The following is a 7,120-nucleotide window of genomic DNA, read 5'->3' as shown; positions in this document are numbered from 1 at the left end:
TCCCATTATCACTGCACAAGAAAGTACAACTTTGATCAACTGTTTTTTCATCTGTATTTAGGACTTAAGTTCAATATCAAACAACATTTATCGTAATTTGATAGAATATTTAAATAAAATTATGTCGGTTTCGGCTTATAAAACGATGATTATCACATAATATTTTATAGTTCCGAAAATATTTTTGCCCATTTGTACAGGCAAGATTTAGTGGGACATTGTCCATTTTGATAACGGCACAAAACATATTATAGTATGGATATAAACATTTCTTTTGAATTATTAATGACTATCTTATTCTGTATCTACACTTTTTTGAACTTTAAATTAAATAGTAATCTATATAAAGTGCTCATTTTCAGTCATATTCCACTAAATTCCAAAATAATACACCCATAAATACAAGATATTTTTGAAATGCTCGTTACTTAACAAGTAATAAGACAAAATAAAGTAGATGATTAATTAGTCGCTACTTATCAATTTTGTACTAATTCTACATTACATGACAAAAATGAGAAAATTAGCTATCCTTGCCTTATTTACCCTTGTATTTAAGGTATCTGCACAGGAACAAAATAGGGTAATTACCACAGCGGTACCCTTTTTAACCATAGCAGCAGACGCAAGGTCTGGTGGCTTGGGAGATATGGGTGTTTCCACTTCCGTTGATGCATTTTCACAGCAGTGGAACCCTGCTAAGTTTGCATTTGCGGAAAGAAAGATGGGGATAGGGTTAGGTTACACTCCTTATCTGGAAAGCATTATTACGGATGTCTCCTTATTAAGTGGAAGTTTTTATAATAAAATAAACGATAGAAGTGCTTTTGCATTCAGTTTGCGTTATTTTACGTTAGGTGAAATTGAATTAAGACAATTTGCTGGAGATCCAGGCACAATAGCAAAACCCAATGAATTTTCTATAGACGGTTCATACGCGCTAAAACTAAGCGATAAATTCTCCATGGCTATTGCCGGAAGATTTATTAATTCAAATCTTAAATTACCTGAAAATGGTGATGTAGATTCACAAGCAGCAAGTTCATTCGCAGTGGATATAGCGGGTTACTTTCGCTCGAGGGAAGTTGCCTACAATAGTTTTGATGGAAGATGGAAAGCCGGCTTCAATATCTCAAACCTCGGAGGTAAAATGCAATATGATGAAGGTGGTCAAACCAATTTTTTACCTACAAATCTGGGTATAGGCGGAGGTTTTGATTTTATTTTTGATCAGGATAATGTATTGGGATTAAATTTGGAATTCAACAAACTCCTGGTGCCAACTCCTCAGGATTTTAATGGTGATGGGGTAATAGATTCTGCAGATAATGATATATATCAACAGATTGGCTTTTTTGAAGGTGTATTTAAATCATTTGGTGATGCACCAGATGGAATTTCAGAAGAACTTCAGGAGGTAACCTGGGCATTTAGTGCTGAATACGCTTATCAAAATGCTTTTATGTTTAGAACAGGGTATTTTCATGAAAGTGAATTTAAAGGATCAAGACAATTCTTTACAGTAGGAGCCGGGTTTAAATTTAAATCGGTCCAGATAGATCTTTCGTATCTCTTCTCTACTTCCAAAGTGAAGAATCCTCTTGAAAACACATTGCGATTCTCGCTTACTTTTAATTTAGGGGCGGAATATTATAACGATTAAACAAAATTAGATATCAAAAAAACCTGTCCCCGGACAGGTTTTTTTATTTAGGCAAAAAGCAGTTTTGCACAACTATCTAAAATAAAGTACATTTAGTTTTAACTCTGGTAAGCCTTGATATTTATCTCATTTTATGGAAAAACGAAAAATTTCATTTGATTTATTGATTTTTAATACTTTGGATGAGCTTTCCGAAAGTGAAAAAGAACTCATGCAAATTGCAGTGGCAGCCAGAGAAAATGCCTATGCTCCATATTCGCAATTCATGGTAGGGGCAGCAATCCTTTTGGCTAATGATCAAATTGTAATAGGTAATAATCAGGAAAATGCCTCTTATCCTTCAGGTTTATGTGCCGAGCGGGTGGCACTTTTTCAGGCAGGAGCAAAGTATCCCAAGGTTGAAATAAAAACAATTGCCATTAGCGCATCGTCTAAAACCCATAAAGTAGACAGGCCTGCAGCGCCTTGTGGAAATTGCAGACAAGCCATTGCGGAATATGAACAAAAACAAAATTCACCAATAGCTATTTTAATGATGGGGGTTTCAGGTCAAATATTTAAATGTGAATCCCTGGAGGATATCCTTCCTTTAGCATTTGGAAGTACCTACTTAAAATAATTTTTCTCTACTACTGAGGAAATTCCATTTAACTTTAAATTCATTTTTTATACTGGATATATACCTTTTTTATCATTTTTTTTTCACTATTGATTTAATGTGTATTTTTGTTTTTCCTTGATATTCCTGAACTATTCATATCTGAATTTTTCAGCAAAAAACAAGTACATTATAAAGAAAATTATTTGATGAAAAAAGTTACCAAAGAGGTATACCTAAAATGGTACGAGGAAATGTTATTCTGGAGAAAGTTTGAAGATAAACTGGCTGCTGTTTACATTCAACAAAAAGTTCGTGGATTTTTGCACCTGTATAATGGTCAGGAAGCTGTTTTAGCTGGTGCTTTGCATGCAATGGACCTTACGAAAGATAGAATGATTACTGCCTATAGGAACCATGTTCAGCCCATAGGAATGGGTGTGGACCCCAGGAAAGTAATGGCGGAATTATATGGCAAAGTAACCGGTACTTCTAAAGGAATGGGTGGTTCCATGCATATTTTTTCAAAAGAACATCGATTTTATGGGGGTCACGGTATTGTTGGAGGGCAAATACCTTTGGGTGCCGGATTGGCATTTGCCGATAAGTATTTTAAAAGAGATTCAGTAACTCTTTGCTATATGGGCGATGGCGCGGTAAGACAAGGCTCGCTGCACGAAACGTTTAATTTGGCCATGCTTTGGCAATTACCGGTCGTATTCGTTTGTGAAAATAATGGATACGCTATGGGGACTTCTGTTGCAAGAACTGCTTATACCACAGATATTTGGAAACTTGGACTTGGATATGAAATGCCTTGTGCTCCTGTTGACGGTATGGATCCAGTAACGGTGGCTGAGGAAATGAGTAAGGCTATAGAAAGAGCTAGAAGTGGTGGCGGTCCCACCTTCTTGGAAATGAAAACATATCGTTACAGAGGGCATTCTATGTCTGATGCGCAACATTACAGGACAAAAGATGAGGTTGAAGAGTATAAGAAGATAGACCCTATCAGCCAGGTTCTTGAAGTTGTTAAAGAGAAGAAGTATGCCACAGAAGAGGAAATTAAAGCAATTAATGATAGGGTGAAAAATCTTGTAAAGGAATGTGAAAAATTTGCTGAGGAGTCTGAATATCCTCCGGTAGAACAGCTTTACGATATGGTATATGAACAAAAAGACTATCCATTTGTAAAACACAAATTATAAATAAATGGCAGAAGTAATAAACATGCCCAGATTAAGCGATACCATGGAAGAAGGTACCGTTGTAAAATGGTTGAAAAATGTTGGTGATAAGATTGAAGAGGGCGATATCTTGGCTGAGATAGAAACAGATAAGGCGACCATGGAATTTGAATCATTTCACGAAGGTACCCTGTTACATATTGGCATTGCTGAGGGAGATGGAGCACCGGTTGATACGCTATTAGCAATAATAGGTGACGAAGGTGAAGATATTACTTCCTTATTAAACGGTAACCAGGGAACATCAAATAATAAAGTTGAAGCAGGGGAAGACACAATAACACCTGAGAAAACAGAAGAACCTGCTGTAAAAGCAGAAATTAATATTTCAAGTGAAATATCTGAAGACGTTGAGATTATTAAAATGCCGCGTCTCAGTGATACCATGGAAGAAGGCACAGTTGCTGCTTGGTTAAAAAAAGTAGGAGATGAAGTGGAAGAGGGCGATATACTGGCTGAGATTGAAACTGATAAGGCAACCATGGAATTTGAATCCTTTTACTCGGGGCAACTTCTTTATATAGGAATTCAGGAAGGCGAATCGGCACCGGTTGATGAAGTATTGGCTATAATTGGCCCGGCCGGGACTAATGTTGAGGCAGTATTGAAGGCTAAACCTACTTCAAAAACGGAAACAGCTACGACTACTGAAACAGAGAAAATAGCTCCTCAGGAAGCAACAAAAAAAGCGGAAAAATCATTAAACTCTGGACAGCGGATATTTGTTTCTCCATTAGCCAGAAAAATTGCTGCGGAAAAAGGAATAGATCTTATGGCTGTTAAGGGCAGTGGAGATCATGGTAGGATTGTTAAGCGGGATGTAGAAAATTTTATGCCATCAAAGGATGTTATTGCTCCTGCTGCGGTGGCTGAAACCAAAACAACTTCAGAGAGTCAGGTAACTACACCGCAAATCCTTCCAATTGGGGAAGAACATTTTGAAGAGGTAAAAAACTCTCAGATGCGTAAGGTAATAGCCAAACGATTGAGTGAATCTAAGTTTACGGCTCCTCATTATTATTTGATGATTGAGGTTGATATGGATAATGCCATGGCTTCAAGAGTAAAGATTAATAGTCTTCCAGACACCAAAGTTTCATTTAATGATATGGTAGTCAAGGCTTGTGCCATGGCACTTAAAAAACATCCCCAGGTGAATACCTCGTGGAATGGGGATACTACCAGATATAATCAGCATATTCACGTTGGTGTAGCTGTTGCTGTCGATGAAGGTTTGGTAGTGCCCGTATTAAAATTTACCGATCAGATGAGTTTGACGCAGATTGGTACTTTGGTAAAAGATTTAGCAGGAAGAGCTAGAGTTAAAAAATTAACTCCTGCCGAAATGGAAGGAAGTACTTTTACGGTTTCTAACCTTGGTATGTTTGGTATTCTTGAATTTACATCAATTATAAATCAACCTAATTCTGCTATTCTCTCAGTGGGTACTATCGTTGAAAAGCCCGTTGTTAAAAACGGCCAAATAGTTGTTGGAAATACAATGAAGATTAGTCTGGCGTGCGATCATAGAACGGTAGATGGTGCTACAGGAGCCCAGTTTTTACAGACCCTAAGGGCCTATCTGGAGAATCCGGTTACGATGTTAGCATGATAAATAAAACCATTTCTTGAAAAACAGTCTCATTATACATAAAATAAGGTATCCGAAATTCTTAGGATACCTTTTGTTATTTAGAATCGAAATGAAGCATGCATTTGTATTTTTAGCATTATTGTTTTTAACGGCATGTGGTTCGTTAAAAAAAACGCAATCCGGTAATACCCCTGCGGGCCCTGACGGACTTAAAGGAAATTTGGGGAGTACTATAGTAGATAGCACCAGCGTGCTCGAAATAATGAATTTTTTAGCCTCGGATGATTTAAAAGGAAGGGATTCCGGAAGTGAAGGGATAGAGAAAGCTGCAGAATTTATAGAAGGTATTTTTGTTCAAAACCGATTAATGCCCTATTTCGAAACTTTTAAGGATACAATAGCCAATTTTCAAAAGCCGGCTTATAATATAGTTGGTGTTCTGAAAGGAACCGATAAGAAACTTCAAAATGAATATATCATAATTGGAGCTCACTATGATCATATTGGCATATTAACAGCCGAAAATGGAGATACAATAGCCAATGGCGCAAATGATAATGCCTCCGGAACCACTACTGTCCTGGAATTGGCCAGGCATTTTGGAGCTTCTAAAAGTAATAAAAGAAGTCTCATTTTTGCACTATTCAGTGCCGAAGAGAAAGGTTTATTAGGATCCAACCATCTGGCTAAAAAATTAAAGGAAGAAAACCTTAACCTTTATCTGATGCTTAATTTCGAGATGATAGGCGTTCCAATGGTCGACAAGGATTATATGATTTATGTTACCGGTTATGACAAATCCAATCTTGCAGAAGAAACAAATAAATATGCGAATAAGAATTTGGTTGGCTTTTTACCCAAAGCCAAAGAGTTTGGGCTTTTTCAGAGATCTGATAACTATCCTTTTCACAACGAGTTTAATATTCCGTCACAGACTTATTGCACTTTTGATTTCACTAATTTTAATTTCTATCATAAGGTAGGTGATGAGTTGGACCAGATGGATTTTAAACATATGGCCCGGGTAATAAATGATATGATACCTGTTTTGGAAGGATTTTCAAATTCCCCCGAAAAAGAAATAAAGTATTATTAAATGGCAAATGTTATAATTACAGGGTCTAGCAGGGGTATAGGATACGAATTAGCCCGTCTTTTTGCCCAAAGCGGACATAAGGTTTTAGCGCTTTCCAGAAATGACAAGCCAATTGTGGAATTAGATGAAGTTAATATTACTGCATTTCCTTTTGATATTACTAAAGGCGAAGATTTTGAAAAGCTTGAAAAATTTTTAGAAGGTGATTGGAAAACGGTAGATATTCTTATTAATAATGCCGGGCAATTATTGAACAAACCTTTTCTCCAGACCACGAGAATTGAATTTGAGAAAATATATAAGGTCAATGTATTTGGTGTTGCGGAACTTACAAGACTACTTATTCCCAAGATGACCTCAGGAGGACATGTAGTTACCATTAGTTCAATGGGTGGTGTACAGGGTAGCGTTAAATTCCCCGGGCTTTCGGCCTATAGTTCCAGTAAAGCCGCAGTTATTACACTAACCGAATTATGGGCTGAAGAATTTAAAGAAACTGGACCTTCGTTTAATGTGCTTGCCATTGGAGCAGTCCAGACAGAAATGTTAGAAGAGGCTTTTCCGGGGTATAAAGCACCTATATCGGCAAAGGATATGGCAGATTATATTATGGATTTTGCATTAAAAGGTCAGCGCTATTACAATTGGAAACTATTACAGGTAAGTAGTACTACCCCTTGATTTAGGGAATATTTTAATTCTTAAATTTATTTTGTCTCTTTTGCTTTACAAAAAAGATCTTTATTGCAGGGCTAAAAACAATAAAAACTATTTTTACTTCAATGAACGCAACATTGTTAAAATACCTTCCTGAGAATGCGGTCACGCCTTGTCTTGAACTTATAAAGGCAAATGATGTAAACCTAAAAATAGTTAACCAGAGGGTAACCCGCCATGGAGATTATCGCCTCATGCCCGATGG

At 36.8% G+C, this 7,120-nt stretch carries 6 protein-coding genes and 1 pseudogene; all 7 read left to right on the top strand.

Annotated elements, in window-relative coordinates:
* The first annotated feature begins 514 nt into the window (after positions 1-514).
* Positions 515-1,663: a type IX secretion system outer membrane channel protein PorV gene (porV, locus tag WBN20_RS14560; protein ID WP_424270949.1), complete on the top strand. Its 1,149-nt coding sequence runs from the start codon at positions 515-517 to the stop codon at positions 1,661-1,663.
* A gap of 133 nt (positions 1,664-1,796) precedes the next feature.
* On the top strand, positions 1,797-2,282 hold the full coding sequence (gene cdd, locus WBN20_RS14555) for a cytidine deaminase (RefSeq protein ID WP_424282206.1): 486 nt from the start codon (positions 1,797-1,799) through the stop codon (positions 2,280-2,282).
* 188 nt (positions 2,283-2,470) lie between these two features.
* On the top strand, positions 2,471-3,469 hold the full coding sequence (pdhA, locus tag WBN20_RS14550) for a pyruvate dehydrogenase (acetyl-transferring) E1 component subunit alpha (RefSeq protein ID WP_424270951.1): 999 nt from the start codon (positions 2,471-2,473) through the stop codon (positions 3,467-3,469).
* Between the two features lie 4 nt (positions 3,470-3,473).
* Positions 3,474-5,120, top strand: coding sequence for a 2-oxo acid dehydrogenase subunit E2 (locus WBN20_RS14545; RefSeq protein ID WP_424282205.1), 1,647 nt, complete (start codon positions 3,474-3,476; stop codon positions 5,118-5,120).
* A gap of 91 nt (positions 5,121-5,211) precedes the next feature.
* Entirely contained in the window at positions 5,212-6,198 is a 987-nt protein-coding gene (locus tag WBN20_RS14540; protein ID WP_424275647.1) for a M28 family metallopeptidase, read from the top strand.
* Entirely contained in the window at positions 6,199-6,879 is a 681-nt protein-coding gene (locus tag WBN20_RS14535) for an SDR family NAD(P)-dependent oxidoreductase (RefSeq protein WP_424282204.1), read from the top strand.
* A gap of 101 nt (positions 6,880-6,980) precedes the next feature.
* Positions 6,981-7,120 (top strand): annotated as a pseudogene (locus WBN20_RS14530) (sprT domain-containing protein); the annotation flags it as partial.

It is taken from the genome of Eudoraea sp., from assembly GCF_049665975.1.
Lineage (GTDB): Bacteria > Bacteroidota > Bacteroidia > Flavobacteriales > Flavobacteriaceae > Eudoraea.
Note: the sequence above shows the minus strand (reverse complement) of the source record. Positions and strands in the feature narration are given on the sequence as shown.